Below are 22156 nucleotides of genomic sequence, written 5' to 3'. Positions count from 1 at the left end.
AGACATGTTACGCGAGCAGGAAACGGTAGAAGTTGCGCAGCATCCCCGCGGTCGCCCCCCAGATAAAGTGCGAGGAACCTACGCCGGAAGCGGCAGCGGGTTCTGGCGCATTACGGTCTGGCGAATGGCGGTCCGGATACGGCATCGCATAAAAGCGCCGCTCGCCACCCTCCCAACGGAACACGCGCACCTGGTGATGCACCGGGTTCATGAGAAAGCTGAGCGGCACCTCGAAGATACTCGCCACTTCGAGCGAATCAGCGGCAAGGCTGAACGGCTCGTGCACGAGACCGACCACGGGCGTGACCTTGAAGCCGGTGCCAGTGAGGTAATCGGGCAATGCGCCGAGCACCTCGACACGCGCGGGGTCGAGGTTCACTTCCTCGTGCGCCTCGCGCAGCGCGGCCGCGATGGGCGTGGGGTCGGAAGGCTCGCGGCTGCCGCCGGGAAAGCTCACCTGGCCCGCGTGATTGCTGAGGTTGTCAGCGCGCTGCGTGAGCAGCACGGTCAGGCCACCCGGGCGCATGGCGATGGGGATGAGCACAGCGGCTTCGCGCGGATCGCGCATCTCGGCGAGACGGGCTTCCTGCGGCTCGGGGTCCCACGGCAGGTGCTGCTCGAAGCGCGCACGTAAGCCGGCGGCGGTCAGGCGTTCGGCAGCGACCTGCGGAAGGTTCGCGCCTGTCGATTCGATCGGCAGGCTTTCGGGTTCAAATACTGGGCGGATCAACGGGCGTCTCGGATTACACGTACACGAGATTATTTTGCGGCCAAAAAGAAAAAAGCACCCCGGAGGGTGCTTCTTTCTTACAGCTTTTACGCCTGGTCGGCCGGAGCAGCTGCGCGGTCTTTCGACACCAGCTTTTCCTTGATACGTGCCTTCTTGCCCGACAGGTTGCGCAGGTAGTACAGCTTCGCGCGACGCACGTCGCCGCGACGCTTCACCACGATGCTGGCCAGCAGCGGCGAGTACGTCTGGAACGTACGCTCGACGCCTTCACCCGACGAGATCTTGCGCACGATGAACGACGAGTTCAGGCCGCGGTTACGCTTCGCGATCACGACGCCTTCGTATGCCTGAACGCGCTTGCGGTTACCTTCAACCACGTTCACGTTGACGATCACCGTGTCGCCGGGGGCGAATTCGGGGATGGTCTTCTCGCCCAGCACGCGCTGGATTTCTTCCTGCTCGAGTTTTTCAATCAGATTCATGGATTGACTCCGTATGCCATCTTGTCGGCGTTCGTACCTGTGCAGGATGACCTGCAACTACGGCCCCGATAGAGGATGGGTTCACAACTGGCGCCGTTCACGCATGAAGCGGCACCGCCTTTTGCGCCCCTTGTCGAGCACGCCCGAAGCCTTACGCTTAGTTCGAACCCTTCGCGAGACTAGCGAGCCACGCCTCGTCGGCACGGCTCAACATCTTGTTCTTTCTGGCCCGCTCGATCAGATCGGGCCGCTTGTTCCACGTGTTGCGCAGTGCCTCGCGGCGGCGCCACAACTCGATTTCCGCGTGATGACCGCCAAGCAGCACATCAGGCACGCGCTCGCCGTCGTATTCCTCCGGGCGCGTGTAGTGCGGACAGTCGAGCAAACCGTCGACGAAGCTGTCCTGCACCGCCGAAAGAGCATCGCCCAGCACGCCAGGCAGGTTGCGCACCACGGCGTCCATCAAGGCCATCGCGGGCAATTCGCCCCCCGAGAGCACGAAGTCGCCGAGGCTCACTTCTTCGTCCACGCAGCGGTCGACGAGACGCTGGTCGATCGCTTCATAGCGGCCGCACAACATCACGAGACCCGGCTCCTGCGCGAACTGCATGACACGTTCGTGCGTGAGCGGCTTGCCTTGCGGCGACATCAGCAGCACACGCGGGGCGCTTACGCCTGCTTGCGCCTGCGCAGCCTTCGCCGCGCCGATCGCCGCTTCGAGCGGCTTGGCCAGCATGACCATGCCGGGGCCACCGCCGTAGGGGCGGTCATCGATCGTGCGATAGTTGTCGGTCGTGAAATCACGCGGATTCCACGTGCGCAACGTGTAACGCTGCTGCTTCGCCGCCCGGCTGGTGATACCCCAGTCGGTCAGCGCGCGGAACATCTCGGGAAAGAGCGTGACGACATCGAACTGCATCACTCTCTCCGTTCAGCGAAATTGAATCAAGGCGCGCGGGACTACCGTGTTGCCTAGTAATCGGCTTCCCAGTCGACGACGATACGCTTCGCCGCCAGGTCTACCGTTTTCACGAACACGCCCACAAACGGGATCAGGCGCTCGCCGGTGACCGGCTTGCCATCCTTGTCCGTGGCCGGGTACGTCAGACGCAACACCGATTGCGCGCCATTGTCGATCAGGTCGGCGACCTTGCCGAGCTCGACACCCGCCTCATTGGCGACGTCGAGGCCGATCAGGTCGATCCAGTAATATTCATCGGCTGCGGGCGCCGGGAATTCGGCCCGACTCACGTACACGCGCGCACCGCGCAACAGCAGCGCGGCATCGCGGTCGGCCAGGCCCGAAAGCTGGCCAACGACGCTGTCACCATGAACCTTGGCGCTCACGCTTACCGCGGAATGACGCTCGCGGTGCCCCTGACCCTCACGGCCCTTGAGAAGCCACCAGCGTTTAGCGGAAAGCAGCGCGCGGCCGTCCTGCGCGTGCGGCGCGATTTTCAGCCAGCCTTTGAGGCCATAGGCGTCGATCACGGCGCCGACTTCAACGGCGTCGGCAGGCCAGCTCGCTTCGGTTTCGGCGTGCAGGCCCTCGGTTGCGGGCGTAGCTTTCGCGGCACTCTCGCGCGCAGGCTTGCGCACGAACGCACCAAACGAAGGCGTGCCGCGGGCCGCAGCCTTGCCAGCGCCGCCGGTCGCAGCGCTTGTTGCAACTGCGGGCGCCCCGTTTTCCGACGCGTCGTTCGCCTCTACGGCAGATTTAGCGTCATGCGCGGACATCAGCACCCCTTGCGACCAGCTTGATATCGCACACGCAGCTCATGCAGCGCGTACGCGGGTAAAACACAGACAACAGACTGAAAGACGCTTAAAAGCTTAAGCAGCCGGCGCAGCGGCGGCGGTCTTTTGCGCTTCCTTCACGAGGCGCTCGACAGCCGGCGACATTTGCGCGCCGTTTTCCTTCCAGTACGTCACGCGATCTTGAGCGATACGCAGCGTTTCACCCTTGGTGGCGACCGGGTTGTAGAAGCCCACGCGTTCGATAAAACGGCCGTCGCGACGGTTGCGCGAGTCGGTTGCGACGATGTTGTAGAACGGGCGCTTCTTCGAGCCGCCGCGTGCCAGACGGATGATGACCATACGAAAATCCTTGAAAACCGGGGGTTCGGGACTACTGAAACATGCGATTATAGCCCGAAACAGAAGGTATAACAAACACTTAACGGGAAATTGCGCGCTGGCGCTGAGAAAGCGACAGGACGCAGCGGTCAAACTGCGGCTCGTGCCCACGGTGGACGGGCCTTGGAGCGAATTGTGGCGACTTTCAGACGACTCGTGCAATGGCTGCGTCGCGCTTGCGACGGCCGCGTGGGCGACAGCGCCCCTTTTCCGATGTCTCGAGCGTCAGCCGGACGCTTCGCGGGGGCGTGGATCGCCTTTACCGCCGCCCTGCTCGCGGCGCCGCTCGCTCACGGGGCGCTTCCCATCGAGCGCATCAAGCTGCCACCGGGCTTCCACATCGAGGTGCTCTCCGCCGACGTTCCCGGCGCACGCGAAATGACGCTCTCGGAAAGCGGCACCCTATATGTAGGCAGTATGGGCGGCGACGTCTACGCGCTAGAACTCAAGGACGGCAAGGCGGAAAAGCACCACATCGTGGCCTCCGGGCTGACGATGCCGGTGGGCGTGGCCTGGCGCAACGGCGCATTGTACGTCTCGGCGGTTTCGTCGATCGTGCGGCTAGACGACATCGACCGTCATCTCGTCGATCCGCCCAAGGCCGTAGTCGTCACGGATTCGCTGCCCACCGAGCGCCACCACGGCTGGAAGTTCATCGCCTTCGGCCCCGATGGCAAGCTCTACGTGCCGCAAGGCGCGCCGTGTAACGTCTGTCTGCCGGCAAGCGACCCGCAGCGCGTGCATTTCGCGATGATCGGCCGCATGGACCCCGACGGCTCGCACTACGAGACCATCGCGCGCGGCGTGCGCAACACGGTCGGCTTCGCCTGGCATCCGCAGACGCACGAACTCTGGTTCACCGACAACGGCCGCGACATGCTCGGCGACGACATCCCCGACGACAAGCTCAACCGCCTCGCGCACGTGGGCGAGGACTTCGGCTTTCCCTATTGCCATGGCGGCAATGTCGCCGACCCCGAGTTCGGCGCCGGGCATCCGTGCAGCGGCTTCACGCCCCCGGTCGCGAAACTCGGCGCTCACGTGGCGTCGCTCGGCATGCGCTTCTACACCGGCTCAATGTTCCCGGCCGACTACAAGAACAGCATTTTCATCGCCGAGCACGGCTCATGGAACCGCAGCAAGAAGGTCGGCTATCGCGTCGTGCGCGTGAGCGCTAACCCCGACGGCACGAACGCACGCCAGGAAGTGTTCGCGCAGGGCTGGCTAAATTCCGACGAGACCCAATGGGGCCGCCCCGCCGACGTGCTGCCACTGCCCGACGGCTCGCTCCTTATCAGCGATGACTACGCGGGCGCGATCTATCGCGTGACTTACACCAAGCCGTGAGGCGAGCACCACGTTAAGGCTGCTGACGTGCTGCCGGGCATAAGCGTGCGCTTGTGCTGCAAGCCGGGCGTGCGGCATACAATGCCCGGCGGCCCATGTGCGATGACGTGACGCGCCCATGACGGTCAAACGTCCACGTTTCGCCCAGCCCATGCCCAACGAAAATAACTCCGCACGCTTTCGCTCCAAGACGCTCACCGCCGCCCTCGCGTTCCTGTTTGGCAGCCTCGGCGCGCATCGCTTCTATCTGTACGGCCCGCGCGACGTGTGGGGCTGGGCGCATCTGCTCGGCACGCTTATCGGCATCCCGGGCGTGATGCTGCTCGTCGCGACCGAACGCGCTTCGATTCCCGGCTGGGTGCTCGCCGTGATCGGCGCGGTGTCGGTCATCTCGGCGTTTCTGGCGGCGATCGTCTATGGGCTGCGCCCCGACGCCAAATGGGACGCGCAGTTCAACGCCGCGTTCGCGGAGAAAGGCCGCACGAGTCGTTCGGGCTGGACGGTGATCTTCGTCGTGATCTTTTCGCTGCTGATTGGCGCGTTCCTGCTGATGACGGGACTCGCGCTCTCATTCCAGACGTATTTCGAGTCGCAGGTCGAGGCCGCAAAGGCGCTTTCGCAGTAACTCGCAGTAACGCCTCGCCCCCCCTCAAAACAAGTCGAGTTGCGGCTTCTCACGCACGGTCTTCGACTGCACGAACGCCGACATGTCCAGGATGCCGTGGCGCCGCTCGTTCAGCCCGAGGCGCCGCACGGCATTGTGAAAGCGCTGCTTGAGCAGGTCGGCCCAAAGCCCCGTGCCCTTCATGCGCTGCGAAAACGCCGACTCGTAGTCTTTGCCGCCGCGCATGTCGCGCACGCGGCTCATCACGCGTTCGGCGCGCTGCGGGAAGTGCGCCGCCAGCCAATCCTGGAAGAGCGGCGCGACCTCCCATGGCAGGCGCAGCACGATATAGCTCGCACTCGTTGCCCCGGCCTCGGCGCAGGCTTCGAGCACGCGCTCCATGTCGGGCTCGGTCACGAACGGAATGACAGGGGCGATGCTCACGCCCACCGGCACGCCGGCTTCGGCTAGCGTGCGAATGGTGCGCAGGCGCCGCGCAGGCGTCGCCGCACGCGGTTCGAGCGAGCGGGCGATATCGGCGTCGAGCGTCGTAATCGTAATGGCCGCCATGAACTGCTTGCGCGCGGCCATCGGCGCGAGCAGGTCGAGATCGCGCTCGATCAGCGAGGACTTCGTGATCGCCGCGAACGGATGCTGCCGTTCGGCCAGCACCTCGACCACTCGCCGCGTGATGCGCATGTCGCGCTCCACCGGTTGCCAGGCGTCGGTGTTCACGCCCAGCGCGATCGGCTCGGGCTCGTACGACGGCTTCGCGATCTCCCGCGCGAGCAGCTCCGCGGCATTCACCTTCGCGTAGATGCGGCTTTCGAAATCGAGCCCCGGTGAGAGACCGAGATAGCTGTGCGTGGGCCGCGCGAAGCAATAGATACAGCCGTGCTCGCAACCGCGATAAGGATTGAGCGAGACGTTGAACGGAATGTCTGGCGACTGGTTGCGCGTGAGGATGCTTTTCGCACGCTCTTCGAAGACTTCGGTGCGCAGCCTGGGCTCGCCGCTTTGGTCGGCTTGGTCCGCTTGGCCCCCCTCGCCTTCGCCCGTCTGTTGCCAACCATCGTCGAACGCTTCGCGCTGGTCCACTTCGTAGCGCCCTTGCAGATTCGTAACCGCACCGCGCCCCTTGCGCGCCGTAGGCGGCGCAACGGGATACCAGGTATCGGGATCGGGGTGATGAGAGTGGGTCACGGTTAGAGCGAACAGGACATGAAAAAAGCCGCCAGGTACTGTACAAATATACAGTACTTGACGGCTTTGTCGAGTCCTAAAAACGGGGCGCTTTCAGCCCCTCATTCCCCCACGGCGATGGTCAGTGTTTCCTTGATCTCTTCCATCACCACGTAGCTTTTCGACTGAACCGCGCCGGGCAGTTGCAAGAGGATGTCGCCAAGCAGCTTGCGATAGTCGGCCATCTCGCCAATGCGCGCCTTGATGAGATAGTCGAAGTCGCCCGAGACGAGGTGGCATTCGAGCACCTCGGGAATCTTCTGCACTTCGCGGCGGAACTGGTCGAACATGTTGCCGCTCTTGTGGTCGAGCGTGATCTCCACGAACACGAGCAGCGCCGCGCCCAGCACCGAGGGATTCACGCGCGCGAAATAGCCCGTGATGACCCCGTCGCGCTCCATGCGCTTCACCCGCTCGATGCACGGCGTAACCGAGAGCCCGACCTGCTCCGCGAGGTCCTTCATGGCCATGCGGCCGTCTTCCTGGAGCAGTTTCAGGATGCGGTGATCGAGCCGGTCGAGCGCGCGGACCGGTTGGCGCTGCGTTCTCATGATTTATTCCCGAAAATCTGAAAAATACGATAACAAAATCTAGCCATACAACAATAGCATAGCTACAAATACTGGCTATACCCGAATTTTCATGCCTTACACCCTATCGGTGCCACAACAGCGCCTTCAGGGCCCCGGCAACGCGGCGTAGCCCCAACGAATCTATATGGAGCAGCTATGCGAGTCGTCGTGTTAGGCAGTGGTGTGGTCGGTGTGGCCAGTGCCTGGTATCTCGCCCGCGCGGGCCACGAAGTGACGGTGATCGACCGCGAGGCCGGTCCCGCGCTCGAAACGAGTTTTGCGAACGCCGGCCAGATCTCGCCGGGGTACGCAGCGCCGTGGGCAGCGCCTGGTGTACCGCTCAAGGCGATCAAGTGGATGTTCGAGAAGCACGCGCCGCTCGCCATCCGCCTCGACGGCAGCAAATTCCAGTTGCAGTGGATGTGGCAGATGCTGCAGAACTGCACGGCAGAACGATACGCGCTCAACAAGGGCCGCATGGTGCGCCTCGCCGAATACAGCCGCGACTGCTTGCAGGCGCTGCGCGCCGACACGGGCATCGAGTATGAAGGCCGCACGGGTGGCACGCTCCAGGTGTTCCGTACGCAGCAGCAGTTCGAAGGCGCGGCGAAGGACATCGCCGTGCTGAAGGACGCGAACGTTCCGTACGAACTGCTCACCGCCGCCGAACTCGGCCGCGCCGAACCCGCGCTCGCCGCGGTGTCGGGCAAGCTCACGGGCGGCCTGCGTCTGCCCGGCGACGAAACCGGTGACTGCCAGATGTTCACCACGCGCCTGGCCGCGATGGCCGAACAACTGGGCGTGAAATTCCGCTACAACACGCCGATCGACGGCCTCGCCATGCAGGGCGACCGTATCGCGGGCGTGCAATGCGGCAACGAACTGGTGCGCGCGGATTCGTTCGTCGTCGCGCTCGGCTCCTTCTCGACGAAAATGCTCGCCGGCATCGTGAAGATTCCGGTCTACCCGCTGAAGGGTTACTCGATCACGGCGCCGATCGTCAACGCCGACGCCGCGCCGGTCTCGACCGTGCTCGACGAAACCTACAAGATTGCGATCACGCGTTTTGACGACCGCATCCGCGTGGGCGGCATGGCCGAAATCGTCGGCTTCGACAAGACGCTCAAACAGGCGCGCCGCGAAACGCTCGAAATGTGCGTGAACGATCTGTTCCCGGGCGGCGGCGACACGACGAAGGCCACCTTCTGGACCGGCCTGCGCCCGATGACGCCGGACGGCACGCCGGTCGTAGGCCGCTCGCCGATCTCGAACCTGTTCCTGAACACGGGTCACGGCACGCTCGGCTGGACGATGTCGTGCGGCTCGGGCCAACTGCTCGCCGACCTGATCTCGGGTAAGCAGCCCGCCATCCGCGCCGACGATCTTTCGGTCCATCGTTATCTCGGCGACACGCAGGGCTCGCATCGCCCGGCTTATGCCTGAAGCAACGCTTTCAGCATGAACGAACACGGCGCCTTAGAGGCGCCGTGTTTTATTTCTCGCTTAGATTGGCGCGCGGCGTCAGAACTGATCCTCCGCCAGCGCCAGCACGCCCTCGCTGCCGTTTGCACTCACAATCGCCGCTTCGAGCGCCACAGCCTGCGGCAAGACGTGTTGCGCGAAGAACTGCGCCGTGGCGATCTTCGCGCCATGGAACTTCGGATCGTCCTGCATGAGACGCTGCGAGGCGAGCATGGCGCGCGCCATCTGCCAGCCGCCCAGCACAATTCCCGCCAGTTTCAGATATGGCACGCTGCCCGCGAACACCGCGTTCGGATCGCTCCTGGCCTTCGCGAGCACGAAGTCCACGGCCGAGGACAGCGCCTCGCGACCGAGCGCAAGATGCTTGCGCATCGACTCGAACGCCGCGCCTTGTTGCCCGGCTAGCGCGCCGACGGTCTGTGCGACATCGGCAAGCAGCGCCTTTGCCGCCGCGCCGTCGTCGCGCAGCGTCTTGCGTCCGATCAGGTCGTTGGCCTGAATCGCCGTCGTGCCCTCGTAGATCGGCAGAATGCGCGCATCGCGGTAGAACTGCGCCGCGCCCGTCTCCTCGATGAAGCCCATGCCGCCATGCACCTGCACGCCGAGGCTCGTCACTTCCAGCGCGAGTTCGGTGCTCCAGCCCTTCACGATCGGCACGAGATATTCGTAGCGCGCCTGATGCCGCACGCGGGCCGCCTCATCGGGATCGCCATGCGCGCGGTCGCTGTCGGCCGCCGCCACGTAGGCGAGCGCACGCGCGGCTTCGGTGAGCGCGCGCATCGTCGCAAGCATGCGGCGCACGTCGGGATGATGGATGATGCTCACCGCGGCTTTCGCGGAGCCATCCACCGGACGGCTCTGCACGCGCTCCTTCGCATAGGCGAGCGCCTTCTGGTATGCGCGATCGGAAACGGCCACGCCCTGCATGCCCACGGCAAAACGCGCCGCGTTCATCATGATGAACATGTATTCGAGGCCGCGATTCTCGTCGCCGATTAACTGCCCGATCGCGCCGCCATGATCGCCGAACTGCAGCACGGCCGTCGGGCTCGCCTTGATGCCGAGCTTGTGCTCTATCGACACGCAGTGCACGTCGTTGCGCGCGCCAAGGGTTCCATCTTCGTTGACGAGAAACTTCGGCACGATGAAGAGCGAAATGCCCTTCACGCCTTCGGGCGCCGTGGGCGTGCGCGCGAGCACGAGATGGACGATGTTCTCCGCCATGTCGTGCTCGCCCCACGTGATGAAGATCTTCGTGCCAAACAGCTTGAACGTGCCGTCGCCTTGCGGCTCGGCGCGTGTGCGCACGGCCGCGAGATCCGAGCCCGCCTGCGGCTCGGTGAGGTTCATCGTGCCGGTCCAGTCGCCCGAGATGAGCTTCGGCACGAAGCGCTGCTTTTGCGCTTCGGTGCCGGCGGTGAGGAGCGCTTCGATGGCGCCGTCGGTGAGGAGCGGACACAGCGCGAACGAGAGATTCGCCGCATTGAGCATTTCCACGCACGGCGTGCCGACGAGCTTCGGCAAGCCCTGTCCTTCGTATTCCTGAGGATGCTGTACACCCTGCCAGCCGCCTTCCACGTATTGCCGGAATGCCGCTTTGAAACCGGGTGTGGCGTGCACGTTGCCATTTTCCCAGCGGCTCGGATTGCGGTCGCCTTCGGCGTTCAGCGGCTCGAGCACTTCGCCGCATAGCCTGGCGACTTCGTGCAGCACGGCTTCGACGGTTTCGGGCGTGGCGTCTTCACCGCCCGGCAGCTTCGCGATCGCTTCGAGGCCGGCCAGTTCCTTCATGACGAACAGCATGTCACTCGTGGGCGCCTGGTACATGTCAGTCTCCTCCCCTTTCCAGAGTGCGGTTCCTCAAATGACAAAGGGGCGCCGCGGCGCCCCTTTGTTCTTCGTCTCACGCCGCGCGTTCAATCATGATTCGCGGCGCTCGTCGCTGGATACTCCGGCCAGCTTCAGCCGAGTTCCTTCACGAGTTCCGGCACGAGCGTGAACAGGTCGCCCACGAGGCCATAATCGGCGACGCTGAAGATCGGCGCTTCTTCGTCCTTGTTGATCGCGACGATGACCTTCGAGTCCTTCATGCCGGCCAGATGCTGGATCGCGCCCGAGATGCCCACCGCGACATACAACTGCGGGGCGACGATCTTGCCGGTCTGACCGACCTGGTAATCGTTCGGCACGTAACCCGCATCGACTGCTGCGCGCGAGGCGCCAAGCGCGGCGTTGAGCTTGTCGGCGAGCGGTTCCAGAACCTTCGTGTAGTTCTCGCCACTGCCCAGGCCCCGGCCACCCGAGACGATGATCTTCGCGCTCGTGAGTTCCGGACGGTCGAGCTTCGTGACTTCACGGCCGACGAACTGCGTCAGGCCACTGTCTGCTGCCGCTTCGAGCTTCTCGATCGCTGCGCTGCCGCCTTCGGCTGCAACGGGGTCAAACGCGGTCGTGCGGACCGTGATGACCTTGACGGGATCGACCGATTGCACCGTCGCGATCGCATTGCCCGCGTAGATCGGACGCTCGAACGTGTCCGGCGCATCGACTGCGGTGATGTCGCTGATCTGCGCAACGTCGAGCTTCGCGGCGATACGCGGCGTGACGTTCTTGCCCGCTGCCGTAGCCGGAGCCAGGATGTGCGAGTAGTTCTTCGCGATCGCAACAACCGTCGCTTCGACGTTCTCTGCGAGACCCTGTTCGAGTTGCGGCGCATCGGCGAGCAGCACCTTCGCCACGCCTGCGATCTTCGCGGCTGCGTCCGCCGCGGCCTGGGCGTTGTGGCCCGCGACCAGCACGTGCACGTCGCCGCCAATCTTCTGTGCTGCTGCGACGGTGTTCAGCGTCGCGGCCTTGATCGAGTGATTGTCGTGTTCAGCAATAACCAGATTCGTCATTTTCGTCTCGCTCCTTACAGCACCTTGGCTTCCGTCTTCAGCTTCTCGACCAGCGTCTTCACGTCCGGCACCTTCACGCCTGCGCTACGCTTCGCCGGCTCGACAACCTTCAGCGTCTTCAGACGCGGCGTGACATCGACACCCAGGTCTTCCGGCTTGACCGTTTCGAGGGGCTTCTTCTTCGCCTTCATGATGTTCGGCAGCGTGACGTAGCGCGGCTCGTTCAGGCGCAGGTCCGTCGTGATGACTGCGGGCAGCGTCAGCGAGAGTGTTTCCGCGCCGCCATCCACTTCGCGCGACACGGTAGCCTTGCCGTCGGCAACGACCACCTTCGAGGCGAACGTCGCTTGCGGCAGGTTCGCCAGCGCGGCGAGCATCTGGCCGGTCTGGTTCGAATCGTCGTCGATGGCCTGCTTGCCGAGAATGACCAGTTGCGGCTGTTCCTTGTCGACCAGCGCCTTCAGCAGCTTGGCGACAGCCAGCGGCTGCAGGTCTTCGTTCGACTCGATGAGGATCGCGCGATCCGCGCCGATGGCCAGCGCCGTACGCAGCGTTTCCTGCGCTTGCGTGACGCCCGCCGAAACGGCGATGACTTCCGTCGCCACGCCCGCTTCCTTCAGACGCACCGCTTCTTCAACAGCGATCTCATCGAACGGGTTCATCGACATCTTCACGTTGGCGATATCGACGCCCGTGCCATCCGACTTCACACGAACCTTCACGTTGTAATCGACTACGCGTTTGACTGGCACAAGGACTTTCATTCACATGCTCCGAAGTTACGAATACGTCAACCTGGCGGACATTATAGCGATAGCCCTGTCGGGCCGATCTGCCACCAGCAATTTTCACGAACCACCGCTGCCGCACCCCGGTCGTCAGTAGCGAACGATCGTGCGATTTTACGTTGGAAAAAACCCGGGCATCAAGCCCGGGCGCCGAAAAATATCTCTAATTTCACGGCCTGGAGGGGACTTACCAGGAGGTGATGACCGCCCCGCCGAACTTCGTTTCAATGTACTGCTTCACTTCCGGCGAGTGGTACGCGGCTACCAGTTTGGCCACCCAGGGCTTGCTGCGATCGGCTTCGCGGATCGCGAGGATATTCACGTAGGGCCCCTTCGGGTCTTCGATCGCGATCGCGTCCTGTTTCGGCTTCAGGCCCGCTTCCATCGCGAAGTTCGTGTTGATCGCGGCGGCGTCCACGTCGTCGAGCGAACGCGGAATCTGCGCGGCGTCCAGTTCGACGATCTTCAGCTTCCTGGGGTTTTCCACGATGTCGAGCGGTGTCGCCTTCAAACCTGCGTCGGCGCGCAACTTGATGAGACCCTGGCTTTGCAGCAGCAGCAATGCACGGCCGCCATTCGTCGGATCATTAGGCACCGCGATGCGAGCGCCCGGCTTTAGTTCGGAGAGCGATTTGATCTTCTTCGAGTAGATGCCCATCGGGAACGTGACCGTGTCCGCGATCCTGGTGAGCTTGTAGCCGCGATCCTTTACCTGCGCATCGAGATACGGCCCGTGCTGGTAGCTGTTGGCGTCGAGGTCGCCGCCCGCGAGCGCGGCATTCGGCTGCACGTAGTCGGAGAACTCGACGATCTTGATGTTCAGACCGTTCTTCGCGGCCACACTCTTCACGACTTCCATCACCTGCTCGTGCGGGCCGCCCGTCACGCCCACCTTGATGGTTTCGTCCGCGTGCGCAGCAAGCGGTGCGATCAGCGACGCCGCGCCAAGCGCCGCCGCGAGCCGGATGATGAAACGACGTTGCATACCAAACCTTTGTCTTGTGTAGTTATGGTGATCGAAAAACAGCCTGCTTTAAGGCTTATTTGTGGCTCAAGCGTCGCACAAGCCAGTCGCCGAACGATTGCACGAGCTGCACGAACACGATCAGGATCACGACGACGATCAGCATGACTTCGGGCTCGAAGCGCTGATAGCCGTAGCGGATGCCGAGGTCGCCAAGACCGCCGCCGCCGATCGCGCCCGCCATTGCCGAATAGCCGACGAGCGAGATGAACGTGATGGTGAGCCCCGCCACCACGCCGGGCAGCGACTCGGGCAACAGCACCTTGAAGACGATCTGGCTCGTGCTCGCGCCCATGGCCTGGGCGGCTTCGATCAGGCCGCGATCGACTTCGCGCAGCGCCGTTTCCACGAGTCGAGCGATGAACGGCGCAGCAGCAATGGTGAGCGGCACGATGGCGGCCGCCGTGCCGATCGACGAGCCGACCACGAGACGCGTGAACGGAATCACGGCGACCAGCAAGATGATGAACGGCGTGGATCGCACGGCGTTGACGATCACGCCCATCACGCGATTCGCGGCGATGTTCTGCAGCACGCCGTTGCGGTCGGTGAGATAGAGCAGCACGCCGAGCGGCAGGCCGAAGGCCGCGCCCACGAGTCCCGAGATGCCCACCATGATGAGCGTCTCCCAGAACGACTGGACGAACATGTCGAACATTTCACTCCACATGGGACAGTTCCTCCACCACGACACTTTGCTCTCGCAGCCACGCAATGGCTTGCGCCACCTTCACCGGATCGCCGCCCGCGAGCACCGCGAGCGAGCCGAACGCCTGCCCCTGGATCTCGTCGATCTGGCCGTGCAGGATGTTGAAATCGAGTTCGAAGCGGCGGATCGTTTCCGAGAGAACCGGCTGGTCGACGCCCGTACCCTTGAACGCGAGTCGCAGCAAATGGCCGCTGCCCTTCGCGAGGTGCTCGGCCACGCGCGCCTTGAGCGCGGGCGGCAATTCCTGGGCAATCACGTCGCCGAGCAGCGCGCGCGTGACTTCGTGGCGAGGCTGCAGGAACACGTCGATCACGGGACCGCTTTCCACCACGCGGCCAGCATCGAGCACGGCCACGCGGTCGCAGACCTGTTTGATCACTTCCATCTGGTGCGTGATCATCACGACGGTCAGGTTCAGCTCACGATTGATCTTGCGCAGCAGATCGAGAATCGCGCGCGTGGTTTCGGGGTCGAGCGCGGAAGTCGCCTCATCCGAAAGCAGCACCTTCGGCTTGCTGGCGAGCGCGCGCGCGATGCCCACGCGCTGCTTCTGGCCGCCGCTGATCTGCGAGGGATATCGATCTTTCTGCGCGGTGAGGCCAACGAGTTCGAGCAGCGGCAGCACCGTCGCTTCGATCTCGGCGCGCTTCGCGCCAGCAAGCTCCAGCGGCAACGCGACGTTTCCGAACACCGTGCGCGACGACAGCAGGTTGAAGTGCTGGAAGATCATGCCGATCTCGCGGCGCGCTTCGCGCAAGTCGGCTGACGAGAGCGACGTGAGCGTGCGCCCGTTGACGACGATGTCGCCTTCGGTGGGCCGCGTGAGCAGGTTGATGGTACGCACGAGCGTGCTCTTGCCTGCGCCGCTGCGCCCGATGATGCCGAACACTTCGCCCGGCGGAATCGTCAGATTGACGTTGTGCAGCGCCTCGATCCAGCCTTGTGGGCCGGCGAAGCGCTGGGACACGTTTCGAATTTCGATCATGGAGAAAAGCAAAACGGCGGGTGTGCCGCGCGCCGCTCGCGCAGGCCGCCCCTTTCGAGTAGCGGAAAACGCGTCGCGCCGGCAGACAGCCGCCGTTTGATGGACTGGATATAGCTCGGCATTTTACCCTGGCACGCAAAATTCCTTTTAATAATCAATTTCGATACTTTCATAACTCGATTGCATTAGAGGGCTCTGGCAGCGCGTCGCCGCTCGTCCGGCCGCTACACTGCAGCCGACAGACTGATACCGAAAACGAACCGCCCTACGAAGGAGCGAGATGGAGACCAGTCAGAAAATCGGCACGGCCGAAGCCAAAGAGCACACTGCGCGATCGACGCTGCGCTCGCGCGACGGCGTCGAACTGCCGCTCTACGTATGGCGCGCGAGCGCGCCGCCGCGCGCGGCCATCGCGCTGGTTCATGGCCTGGCGGAACATGCGGGCCGCTATGCGGCGCTTGCGGCGCGGCTGAACGCTGCGGGCATCGACGTCTACGCAATCGATCTGCGCGGTCACGGGCATGCGCCGGGCCGTCGCACCTGGGTTGCGCGCGTCGACGAATATCTCGACGACGCCGACGCGCTTCTCGCCCACACGAGCGCGCAATGCGCCACCCAGGGCACGCCACTCTTCCTGATGGGCCACAGCATGGGCGGCGCGATCGCCGCGCTCTATGCCGTCGAGCGCCTGCCGCAAACGCGCGTGCCGCTCGCGGGCCTGCTGCTCTCGAGCGCGGCGCTAGCTCCAGGCCGCGACGTGCCCGCATGGATGATCGCCGCGAGCCGCGTAATCAGCGCGATCTGGCCGACCTTTCCGGCCATGAAGATCGACGCCGCGCTGCTCGCGCGCGATGCCGCCGTGGTCGAAGCGAATCGCGCCGATCCGCTCGTGCATCACGGCGCGATTCCCGCGCGCACGGGCGCGCAATTGCTGGAAGCGATGAAGCGCATCGAGGCGGGCCGCGCGCAATTGCGGCTACCCGTGCTGATCTGGCACGGCACCGAGGACAAACTCACCGAGCCCGAAGGCAGCCGCGCATTCGGTGCGAACGTGGGATCGCCCGATCGCACGCTCACGCTTTATGAAGGCAGCTACCACGAAACGCTCAACGACCTCGATCGCGAGCGCGTGATCGGGGCAATGATGGATTGGATCGACCGCCACTGCTGAGCGGCCACACTCGCTATTTCGCCCCGCGTTTTTCGATGAATGCCTGCACACCGTCGAGCGCGGGGTCGGTCATCATGTTGCAGGCCATGGTCTGTCCGGCCAGTTGATACGCGGCTTCGATGCCCATTTCGATCTGCCGGTAAAAGAGCCCCTTGCCTGCCTCGACCGCCTCGCGCGGCTTCGCGCAAATGCTCGCGGCAAGCGCCGTCACGGCGACGTCGAGTTCGTCGACGGGGACCACGCGATTCACGAGGCCTTCGCGCAGCGCCTTTTGCGCGTCGATGAATTCGCCCGTCATCAGCATTTCGAAGGCCGCCTTGCGCGAGACGTTGCGCGAGAGCGGCACAGCGGGCGTCGAGCAGAAGAGCCCGAGATTGATGCCCGACACGGCAAAGCGCGCCGTATCCGCCGCCACCGCCAGATCGCACATCGCGACGAGCTGGCAGCCCGCTGCCGTCGCCACGCCCTGCACGCGCGCGATCACAGGCTGCGGCATCTTTTGAATGGCCAGCATCATCTTCGAGCAGCGCTCGAACAGTTTCGCGTAGTACTCCTGCGAGGGCGTCGCGCGCATTTCCCTAAGATCGTGGCCCGCGCAGAATGCGCGGCCCGCTGCAGCGATCACGATCACGCGCGCATCGGATTTCGCTAGCGCGGCGAGTTCGGTCTGCACGGCATCGATCAGCGCTTCGGAAAGCGCATTGAACGCATCGGGGCGGTTCAGCGTGAGGCGCACGACGCCTGGCACTCTGTACGCGTCGCGCGTCACGTCGACGAGCGATGGCGATACGGAGGGAATGGCACTCACGATGCGTGTCTCCTTCGTTCGAATGTGTGCGACAACGGTTGCCTAGATATCGGCCAGCGCGCGCAAATGCGCCACCACGCTGCGGCCAAGCGCCGAGAGGTTGTAGCCGCCTTCGAGGCTGCTCACGATACGCCCCTTCGCATAGCGGCCCGCGATCTCGCGAATCTGTTCCGTGATCCACGCGAAGTCGTCCTCCACGAGCCCCATGTTGCCGAGGTCGTCTTCGCGATGCGCGTCGAAGCCCGCCGAGACGAACACCATCTCCGGCTTGAATTCGTGCAGGCGAGGCAACCACATGATGTCGATGGCCTCGCGCACTTCCATGCCCTTCGTGCGCGCCGCGATCGGCAGATTGACCATGTTCGGCGCCGGATTCTCGGCCCCGGTGTACGGATAGAACGGATGCTGGAAAAAGCTGCACATCAGCACGCGCGAATCGCCCGCGAACGCCGCTTCGGTGCCATTGCCGTGATGGACGTCGAAATCCACGATCGCCACGCGTTGGAGGCCATGAACTTCCAGTGCATGGCGCGCCGCGATCGCTATGTTGTTGAAGAAGCAAAAGCCCATCGCGCGCGCGGGCTCCGCGTGATGGCCGGGCGGCCGTACGCTGCAGAATGCGTTCTCGTAGCGCCCTGCGAGCACCGCGTCGGTGGCCGCGATCGCCGCGCCCGCCGCGCGCAGCGCCGCCTGCCACGTATGCGGATTCATCAGCGTGTCGGGGTCGATGCTCGCGTAGCCTTCCTTGGGCGCCGTGTTGCGGATGAAGTCGATGTGCGCCTGGGTATGCACGCGCAGGAGGTCCGCTTCGGTCGCGAGCGGCGCCGATTCGTCGCGCTCGATCAGCGCGTCGATGCGGCTCGCGATCAGCTGGTCTTCGATGGCCTGCAGACGCGCCGGGCATTCAGGATGCCATTCGCCCATCTCGTGCAGCAGAAAATCGGGGTGAGAGAAGAAACCGGTCGTCATGAGTCGCACTGGCCGCGGGCTTCGCGCATGCGCGCGGCCGCGGGTCTCCTTCGATCTTTTGTCTGGCGGCGCGCCGGCCGGCGCGCGAACAGGCACCACGTTACCACAGCGTCCTGGTGCTCACGCGCCACGCAAGCGCGCAGCGGCCCAATTCCCATAAGGCCCTCGGTTATACTGCCCGGGATCTTCCCGGACCGCTCTCCCCCTCTCGCTCATGACGCTCAAGACCGCTCTGTTGGCCTCCAGCCGCCCACGTCGCACGACCCTCGCACTCGCGCTTTGCGTCGCGGCGTCGTTGTGCACCGGCGCGGCGCGCGCGCAAACTGCCGCGCCGAAATCGCGACAGACGCCGCTCACGCTCGCGCAAGCACAGCCGCAAACGCCGACGCAGGGCCAGACGTTCGAAGAGGAAATCGTCCCGCAGCGCTACGCGAACAATCCGGACGTCGACGGCTTCATCAACGACATGGTGGCGCGCTACGACTTCGATCCCACCGCGCTGCACGCGCTCTTCGCGAGTGCGAATTATTCGGCGACGGCGGTGAAGCTCGTCACGCCCTCGCCGGTTCCGGGCGTGAAGAACTGGCGCGCGTATCAGGCGCGCTTTCTCGACCCAGTACGCATCAATGCGGGCGTGCGCTTCTGGCGCGCGAACCAGGCCACGCTGCAGCGCGCGTCGGAAGAGTTCGGCGTGCCGCCTGAGGTGATCGTCGGCATCATCGGCGTGGAGACGATCTATGGCCGCTACATGGGCAACTTCCGCGCGCTCGATGCGCTCACCACGCTCGCCTTCGATTATCCGAACACGCCGAACCGCGCCGAGCGCATGGCAACGTTCCGCAAGAATCTCGAGGACTACCTCGTGTGGACGCGCGACGCGCAGATCGATCCGTCGTCGGTGCTCGGCTCGTACACGGGCGCGATCGGCATTCCGCAGTTCCTGCCGAGCAGCATCGTGCAGTACGCGGTGGACTACGAGGGCAACAATCACATCGACCTGCGCGCGAGCACAGCCGACGCGATCGGCAGCGTAGCGAACTATTTGAGGCAGAACGGCTGGGAATCGGGCCGGCCCGTGGTGTGGAACATCGCCACCGATGCGGGCAGCCTCGGCATTGCGCAGGCCGCCGCGGACGGCAAGCCGGAGCCGCGCTGGCCGCTTAGCCAGTTGCTGCGATCGGGGCTCGTGCTCGACCAGCCGGACGTGGACATCGCCGCCGAGGCGGGCACGCCCGTCACGGTGATCGACTTGCCCTCGCCCGGACGCGGCACCGAGTACAAACTCGGGCTCAAGAACTTTTATGTGCTCACGCGCTATAACCGCAGCTTCTTCTATGCACTTGCGGTGTATCAGCTGGGTATGCGCGTCAAGGCGCAGATGCTGGCGACGCAGCCGGGTGTGGGTGTGGGCCCGGCGAACGGCAATGCTGGGAATGGCGGCAACGGAAATGGCAACGGCATGAACAGCGCCCCGAATGGTACGGGCACGACCCCACCCGGACAGCAAGACTAATTTCAGCGGCGCAAAACAAAACGGCCTTCGGAAACACCGAAGGCCGTTTCGTTTTTGCACCTACGCTTGAATCAAGCGGGAAACACACCCGTAGACAGATAGCGGTCGCCACGATCGCAGATGATGAACACGATCGTCGCGTTCTCGAGCTGGCGCGCAAGACGTATCGCCACCTCGCATGCGCCACCCGACGAGATACCCGCGAAAATGCCTTCGACCGAGGCGAGCCGGCGCGCCATGTTTTCGGCAGCGGCCTGACTCACGTTCTCCACGCGATCCACGCGGCTGCGGTCGAAAATCTTCGGCATATACGCTTCGGGCCACTTGCGGATGCCCGGAATGCGCGAGCCCTCTTCCGGCTGCGCGCCGACGATCTCGATGGCCTGATTCTTTTCCTTCAGGAACTGGGACGTGCCCATGATCGTGCCGGTCGTGCCCATCGACGAAACGAAGTGCGTGACGCGCCCTTCGGTGTCGCGCCAGATTTCCGGGCCGGTGGTCTCGTAATGCGCAAGCGGATTGTCGGGATTGGCGAACTGGTCGAGGATGATGCCCTTGCCGTCGCGTTGCATTTGCTCGGCGAGGTCGCGTGCATATTCCATGCCGCCCTTGATGGGCGTGAGCATGATGTCGGCGCCGTAAGCGGCCATGCTCTGACGGCGCTCGACCGAGAGGTCCTCCGGCATGATGAGCACCATCTTGTAGCCGCGAATCGCCGCTGCCATGGCGAGCGCGATGCCCGTATTGCCGCTCGTCGCTTCGATGAGCGTATCGCCCGGCTTGATGCGGCCGCGCTCTTCGGCTTTGCGGATCATCGAAAGCGCCGGGCGGTCCTTCACCGACCCAGCCGGGTTGTTGCCTTCCAGCTTGGCCAGCACGACGTTATTGCGGGCGCGGATTTCGTCGTCCGGCAGGCGGACGAGTTGCACGAGCGGTGTATTGCCGATCGTGTCTTCGATGGTCTTGTAGGGCATGGGAATGGCGGTGAGGCGCGATGACGTGATCCGTCGATTCTAAACCACGCGGCCAGCGACCGCTGGAGACCCATAACGCTGGTATGGACGCAGGCTGGCGACCCGACCTCGACGCCACAGCAAAAAGCCCGCGGACAGGGCCGCGGGTCAACGTCGCGGGTCGACATCCCCTGAGCGACACCTGAAGGAGACTGCACCCCGCGATGCCAAAGCACGACGCGCGGGGCAAAACACAAGCGGACGCCTACTTCTTGACGGCCACGGTAGCCGGCTGCGGCACTCCCGCCTTCGCGGGCGTTGCCTGTGCAACCTTCGCCTGCCCCGCCTGGGCATTCGCGGGGCCGACCGCCAATCCTTCGGCCTGCAAACGTTCGACAGTATGGCCGCCCAAGCCCTTTACGCGCTTGCTGAGGTCTGCGGCATCCTTGTACGGGCCGTGCGCGCCGCGCTCGTCGAGAATGGCCTTGGCGCGCGCGGGTCCAATGCCCTTGATGCCGCGAAGCGCGTCTTCGTTGGCCGTGTTGACGTCCACGGCCGCGAAGGCGTGACTGAATACGGCCAGAAGCGCGGCCGCCGCAAGGATTTTTCGGAACATGCTGGATCTCCCTGAAAACGCCGGCGACCACCGCCGGCGAGGAGAATCCAGTTTATGAAGTCACGGCTTCGCGTTACACCTGGCCAGAAAGCCAACGTACATAACGATCCACCCCTTCCTGCACCGTCAGGAACGGCGCGTCGTAGCCCGCTGCGCGCAGCTTCGACTGATCCGCTTGCGTGAAGCACTGATACTTGCCGCGCAGCGCGTCGGGAAACGGGATGTATTCGATCAGCCCTTCCTTGACCTGCTCCGCCAGCGAGAGCGCTGGCTTGCCTTCCATCGCACGCAGCGTGTTCACCACGGTCGTTGCGATGTCGTTGAACGGTTGCGCGCGGCCGCTGCCCAGATTGAAGATGCCCGTCTTCTCCGGATGATCGTAGAAGAACAGGTTGACTTTCACGACGTCCTCGACCGAGACGAAGTCGCGCGTCTGCTCGCCCGGCGCATAACCGTTGTACTCGCCGAACAGCTTTACGCGACCTTCAGCGCGGAACTGGTTGAAGTTGTGGAACGCCACTGACGCCATGCGCGCCTTGTGCGTCTCGCGCGGACCATACACGTTGAAGTAGCGAAAGCCCGCAATCTGGCTTTGCGCCGTGGGCAACACGCGGCGGATCACCTGGTCGAACAGGAACTTCGAATAGCCGTACACGTTCAGCGGCGCTTCCACGTCGCGCTCTTCGACGAAGCGCGTAGAGCCGCCATAGATCGCCGCCGACGATGCATACAGAAACTGCACGCGCTGCGCGAGACACGCGTCGAGCACGGCGCGGCTATAGCGGAAGTTGTTGTCCATCATGTAGCGGCCGTCGGTTTCCATCGTGTCCGAACAGGCGCCTTCGTGGAACACCGCGCGCACGTCGCCGAAGTCGCCGCGCGTGAAGCGCTCGACGAACTCGGTCTTGTCGATATAGTCGTCGATCTCGCAATCGACGAGATTCTTGAACTTGTCCGCGCGGGTGAGATTGTCGACGGCGATGATGCGGTCTTCGCCGCGTTCGTTCAGCGCCTTGACGATGTTGCTGCCGATGAAGCCGGCCGCGCCGGTGACGATGAGGGTCATGATAGGTCTGCGGTGACGAGGTTCACGCGAGGTTGATGCGAGGTTGACCCACAACCGGGAAA

23 protein-coding genes are annotated in these 22156 nt (G+C 64.0%); 5 read left to right on the top strand and 18 right to left on the bottom strand.

Annotation, left to right across the window (positions count from 1 at the left end; genetic code table 11):
* Positions 1-7: 7 nt before the first annotated feature.
* From JMY28_RS09180 to rpsP, 5 genes are all read right to left on the bottom strand, one after another.
* Positions 8-730 carry a CoA pyrophosphatase gene (locus JMY28_RS09180; RefSeq protein WP_201695574.1) on the bottom strand — a complete coding sequence of 241 codons (723 nt, stop codon included), beginning with the start codon at positions 728-730 and terminating at the stop codon, positions 8-10.
* Between the two features lie 86 nt (positions 731-816).
* Positions 817-1212, bottom strand: coding sequence for a 50S ribosomal protein L19 (gene rplS, locus JMY28_RS09175; protein WP_028206741.1), 396 nt, complete (start codon positions 1210-1212; stop codon positions 817-819).
* 157 nt (positions 1213-1369) lie between these two features.
* Positions 1370-2131 carry a tRNA (guanosine(37)-N1)-methyltransferase TrmD gene (gene trmD / locus JMY28_RS09170; protein WP_201695573.1) on the bottom strand — a complete coding sequence of 254 codons (762 nt, stop codon included), beginning with the start codon at positions 2129-2131 and terminating at the stop codon, positions 1370-1372.
* A 53-nt stretch (positions 2132-2184) separates the two neighbouring features.
* Positions 2185-2949, bottom strand: coding sequence for a ribosome maturation factor RimM (gene rimM, locus JMY28_RS09165; RefSeq protein ID WP_201695572.1), 765 nt, complete (start codon positions 2947-2949; stop codon positions 2185-2187).
* Positions 2950-3045: 96 nt separating this feature from the next.
* Positions 3046-3309, bottom strand: coding sequence for a 30S ribosomal protein S16 (rpsP, locus tag JMY28_RS09160; RefSeq protein WP_028206744.1), 264 nt, complete (start codon positions 3307-3309; stop codon positions 3046-3048).
* Between the two features lie 252 nt (positions 3310-3561).
* Between rpsP and JMY28_RS09155 the strand changes: the two genes are divergently transcribed.
* Positions 3562-4695 (top strand): PQQ-dependent sugar dehydrogenase, encoded by a 1134-nt coding sequence (locus JMY28_RS09155; RefSeq protein WP_201695571.1) that lies wholly within the window; start codon positions 3562-3564, stop codon positions 4693-4695.
* Positions 4696-4813: 118 nt separating this feature from the next.
* Complete coding sequence (locus JMY28_RS09150) at positions 4814-5320, top strand: NINE protein (RefSeq protein ID WP_236596764.1); 507 nt, start codon at positions 4814-4816, stop codon at positions 5318-5320.
* A 24-nt stretch (positions 5321-5344) separates the two neighbouring features.
* On the opposite strand, the gene JMY28_RS09145 is transcribed toward JMY28_RS09150, so the two are convergent.
* Positions 5345-6502 carry a PA0069 family radical SAM protein gene (locus JMY28_RS09145; protein WP_201695570.1) on the bottom strand — a complete coding sequence of 386 codons (1158 nt, stop codon included), beginning with the start codon at positions 6500-6502 and terminating at the stop codon, positions 5345-5347.
* Positions 6503-6603: 101 nt separating this feature from the next.
* Positions 6604-7092, bottom strand: a complete 489-nt coding sequence (locus tag JMY28_RS09140) for an Lrp/AsnC ligand binding domain-containing protein (protein ID WP_042261052.1) — start codon at positions 7090-7092, stop codon at positions 6604-6606.
* Between the two features lie 177 nt (positions 7093-7269).
* Between JMY28_RS09140 and JMY28_RS09135 the strand changes: the two genes are divergently transcribed.
* Positions 7270-8556: a D-amino acid dehydrogenase gene (locus JMY28_RS09135; RefSeq protein ID WP_201695569.1), complete on the top strand. Its 1287-nt coding sequence runs from the start codon at positions 7270-7272 to the stop codon at positions 8554-8556.
* A gap of 78 nt (positions 8557-8634) precedes the next feature.
* Here JMY28_RS09135 and JMY28_RS09130 read toward each other — a convergent pair whose 3' ends face one another.
* The 6 genes from JMY28_RS09130 to JMY28_RS09105 form a co-directional block, all read right to left on the bottom strand.
* Positions 8635-10422, bottom strand: a complete 1788-nt coding sequence (locus JMY28_RS09130) for an acyl-CoA dehydrogenase (protein ID WP_201695568.1) — start codon at positions 10420-10422, stop codon at positions 8635-8637.
* A gap of 134 nt (positions 10423-10556) precedes the next feature.
* A complete protein-coding gene (locus JMY28_RS09125; RefSeq protein ID WP_201695567.1) occupies positions 10557-11492 on the bottom strand; it encodes an electron transfer flavoprotein subunit alpha/FixB family protein in 936 nt (311 codons plus the stop codon).
* A gap of 14 nt (positions 11493-11506) precedes the next feature.
* Positions 11507-12256: an electron transfer flavoprotein subunit beta/FixA family protein gene (locus JMY28_RS09120; RefSeq protein WP_201695566.1), complete on the bottom strand. Its 750-nt coding sequence runs from the start codon at positions 12254-12256 to the stop codon at positions 11507-11509.
* Between the two features lie 211 nt (positions 12257-12467).
* Positions 12468-13265 carry a MetQ/NlpA family ABC transporter substrate-binding protein gene (locus JMY28_RS09115; RefSeq protein ID WP_201695565.1) on the bottom strand — a complete coding sequence of 266 codons (798 nt, stop codon included), beginning with the start codon at positions 13263-13265 and terminating at the stop codon, positions 12468-12470.
* A 55-nt stretch (positions 13266-13320) separates the two neighbouring features.
* Positions 13321-13974 (bottom strand): methionine ABC transporter permease, encoded by a 654-nt coding sequence (locus JMY28_RS09110; RefSeq protein ID WP_201695564.1) that lies wholly within the window; start codon positions 13972-13974, stop codon positions 13321-13323.
* Entirely contained in the window at positions 13964-14998 is a 1035-nt protein-coding gene (locus JMY28_RS09105; protein WP_201695563.1) for a methionine ABC transporter ATP-binding protein, read from the bottom strand. The genes JMY28_RS09110 and JMY28_RS09105 overlap by 11 nt, the downstream gene beginning before the upstream one ends.
* A 280-nt stretch (positions 14999-15278) precedes the next feature.
* On the opposite strand from JMY28_RS09105, the gene JMY28_RS09100 reads away from it, so the two are divergent.
* On the top strand, positions 15279-16169 hold the full coding sequence (locus JMY28_RS09100; protein WP_201695562.1) for an alpha/beta hydrolase: 891 nt from the start codon (positions 15279-15281) through the stop codon (positions 16167-16169).
* 13 nt (positions 16170-16182) lie between these two features.
* Here JMY28_RS09100 and JMY28_RS09095 read toward each other — a convergent pair whose 3' ends face one another.
* The gene (locus tag JMY28_RS09095; protein ID WP_407945487.1) at positions 16183-16968 is read right to left on the bottom strand and encodes an enoyl-CoA hydratase; all 786 of its coding nucleotides are present in this window, start codon (positions 16966-16968) and stop codon (positions 16183-16185) included.
* Positions 16969-17019: 51 nt separating this feature from the next.
* Positions 17020-17946 carry a histone deacetylase family protein gene (locus tag JMY28_RS09090; protein WP_201695560.1) on the bottom strand — a complete coding sequence of 309 codons (927 nt, stop codon included), beginning with the start codon at positions 17944-17946 and terminating at the stop codon, positions 17020-17022.
* A gap of 214 nt (positions 17947-18160) precedes the next feature.
* Here JMY28_RS09090 and mltB point away from each other — a divergent pair, with 214 nt between their 5' ends.
* Positions 18161-19459 carry a lytic murein transglycosylase B gene (mltB, locus tag JMY28_RS09085; RefSeq protein WP_201695559.1) on the top strand — a complete coding sequence of 433 codons (1299 nt, stop codon included), beginning with the start codon at positions 18161-18163 and terminating at the stop codon, positions 19457-19459.
* Positions 19460-19530: 71 nt separating this feature from the next.
* Here the strand turns inward: mltB and cysM are convergent, their stop codons facing one another.
* The 3 genes from cysM to rfaD all read right to left on the bottom strand — a co-directional run bounded on the left by cysM (position 19531) and on the right by rfaD (position 22094).
* A complete protein-coding gene (cysM, locus tag JMY28_RS09080; protein ID WP_201695558.1) occupies positions 19531-20433 on the bottom strand; it encodes a cysteine synthase CysM in 903 nt (300 codons plus the stop codon).
* 244 nt (positions 20434-20677) lie between these two features.
* The gene (locus JMY28_RS09075) at positions 20678-21028 is read right to left on the bottom strand and encodes a ComEA family DNA-binding protein (protein WP_201695557.1); all 351 of its coding nucleotides are present in this window, start codon (positions 21026-21028) and stop codon (positions 20678-20680) included.
* A gap of 73 nt (positions 21029-21101) precedes the next feature.
* Positions 21102-22094: an ADP-glyceromanno-heptose 6-epimerase gene (rfaD, locus tag JMY28_RS09070; RefSeq protein ID WP_201695556.1), complete on the bottom strand. Its 993-nt coding sequence runs from the start codon at positions 22092-22094 to the stop codon at positions 21102-21104.
* Between the last annotated feature and the right edge of the window lie 62 nt (positions 22095-22156).

The organism is Paraburkholderia hiiakae (genome assembly GCF_904848665.1).
Lineage (GTDB): Bacteria > Pseudomonadota > Gammaproteobacteria > Burkholderiales > Burkholderiaceae > Paraburkholderia > Paraburkholderia hiiakae.
Note: the sequence above shows the minus strand (reverse complement) of the source record. Positions and strands in the feature narration are given on the sequence as shown.

Excerpts from the sequence above, each read along its gene's own strand:
- rpsP (WP_028206744.1), bottom strand. The coding sequence starts at position 3,309 with ATGGTCATCATCCGTCTGGCACGCGGCGGCTCGAAGAAGCGCCCGTTC.
- JMY28_RS09135 (WP_201695569.1), top strand. The coding sequence starts at position 7,270 with ATGCGAGTCGTCGTGTTAGGCAGTGGTGTGGTCGGTGTGGCCAGTGCC.
- JMY28_RS09090 (WP_201695560.1), bottom strand. The coding sequence starts at position 17,946 with ATGACGACCGGTTTCTTCTCTCACCCCGATTTTCTGCTGCACGAGATG.
- JMY28_RS09130 (WP_201695568.1), bottom strand. The coding sequence starts at position 10,422 with ATGTACCAGGCGCCCACGAGTGACATGCTGTTCGTCATGAAGGAACTG.
- cysM (WP_201695558.1), bottom strand. The coding sequence starts at position 20,433 with ATGCCCTACAAGACCATCGAAGACACGATCGGCAATACACCGCTCGTG.
- JMY28_RS09155 (WP_201695571.1), top strand. The coding sequence starts at position 3,562 with ATGTCTCGAGCGTCAGCCGGACGCTTCGCGGGGGCGTGGATCGCCTTT.
- JMY28_RS09115 (WP_201695565.1), bottom strand. The coding sequence starts at position 13,265 with ATGCAACGTCGTTTCATCATCCGGCTCGCGGCGGCGCTTGGCGCGGCG.
- JMY28_RS09150 (WP_236596764.1), top strand. The coding sequence starts at position 4,814 with ATGACGGTCAAACGTCCACGTTTCGCCCAGCCCATGCCCAACGAAAAT.
- rimM (WP_201695572.1), bottom strand. The coding sequence starts at position 2,949 with ATGTCCGCGCATGACGCTAAATCTGCCGTAGAGGCGAACGACGCGTCG.
- JMY28_RS09125 (WP_201695567.1), bottom strand. The coding sequence starts at position 11,492 with ATGACGAATCTGGTTATTGCTGAACACGACAATCACTCGATCAAGGCC.
- rplS (WP_028206741.1), bottom strand. The coding sequence starts at position 1,212 with ATGAATCTGATTGAAAAACTCGAGCAGGAAGAAATCCAGCGCGTGCTG.
- JMY28_RS09105 (WP_201695563.1), bottom strand. The coding sequence starts at position 14,998 with ATGATCGAAATTCGAAACGTGTCCCAGCGCTTCGCCGGCCCACAAGGC.
- JMY28_RS09120 (WP_201695566.1), bottom strand. The coding sequence starts at position 12,256 with ATGAAAGTCCTTGTGCCAGTCAAACGCGTAGTCGATTACAACGTGAAG.
- rfaD (WP_201695556.1), bottom strand. The coding sequence starts at position 22,094 with ATGACCCTCATCGTCACCGGCGCGGCCGGCTTCATCGGCAGCAACATC.
- JMY28_RS09140 (WP_042261052.1), bottom strand. The coding sequence starts at position 7,092 with ATGAGAACGCAGCGCCAACCGGTCCGCGCGCTCGACCGGCTCGATCAC.
- mltB (WP_201695559.1), top strand. The coding sequence starts at position 18,161 with ATGACGCTCAAGACCGCTCTGTTGGCCTCCAGCCGCCCACGTCGCACG.
- JMY28_RS09100 (WP_201695562.1), top strand. The coding sequence starts at position 15,279 with ATGGAGACCAGTCAGAAAATCGGCACGGCCGAAGCCAAAGAGCACACT.
- trmD (WP_201695573.1), bottom strand. The coding sequence starts at position 2,131 with ATGCAGTTCGATGTCGTCACGCTCTTTCCCGAGATGTTCCGCGCGCTG.
- JMY28_RS09075 (WP_201695557.1), bottom strand. The coding sequence starts at position 21,028 with ATGTTCCGAAAAATCCTTGCGGCGGCCGCGCTTCTGGCCGTATTCAGT.
- JMY28_RS09110 (WP_201695564.1), bottom strand. The coding sequence starts at position 13,974 with ATGTGGAGTGAAATGTTCGACATGTTCGTCCAGTCGTTCTGGGAGACG.